At 62.5% G+C, this 488-nt stretch carries 1 pseudogene; it reads left to right on the top strand.

From position 1 onward, the window contains the following. Positions 1–84: 84 nt before the first annotated feature. Positions 85–488 (top strand): annotated as a pseudogene (bpsR, locus tag J5M58_RS26475) (autoinducer-binding transcriptional regulator BpsR); the annotation flags it as partial.

Genomic DNA, 488 nt, shown 5'->3' with positions numbered 1-488 from the left:
GGTGAATTCATGCCGCGGAATGTATCAGCCCGCGCGCGTGCTGAAACCTAGCAAGTATGACAGCGTGAAGCTGCTGGAGAACGAATGGAACTGCGCTGGCAAGACGCCTATCTTCAATTTAGCGCCGCGGAGAACGAGCAGCAGCTCTTCCAACAGATCGCCGCGTATACGAAGCGGCTCGGCTTCGAATATTGCTGCTATGGCATACGCGTGCCGTTGCCGATCTCGAAGCCGGTCGTCGCGATTTTCGACACCTATCCGAACGGCTGGATGGAGCGCTACCAGGAAATGAACTACCTGGAGGTCGATCCGACCGTACGCGAGGGCGCGCTCAGCTCGAACATGATCGTCTGGCCGGAGGCGAGCGCGAGCGACGCGACGACGCTCTGGAGCGACGCGCGCGATCACGGGCTGGCGGTCGGCGTCGCGCAGTCGAGCTGGGCCTCGCGCGGGGTGTTCGGTCTCCTGACGATCGCGCGGCACACCGA

Source organism: Pseudomonas sp. 32_A (assembly GCF_017490905.1).
In the GTDB taxonomy this organism is placed as follows: domain Bacteria; phylum Pseudomonadota; class Gammaproteobacteria; order Pseudomonadales; family Pseudomonadaceae; genus Aquipseudomonas; species Aquipseudomonas inefficax.
This window is presented reverse-complemented; position numbering and strand designations above follow the sequence as displayed.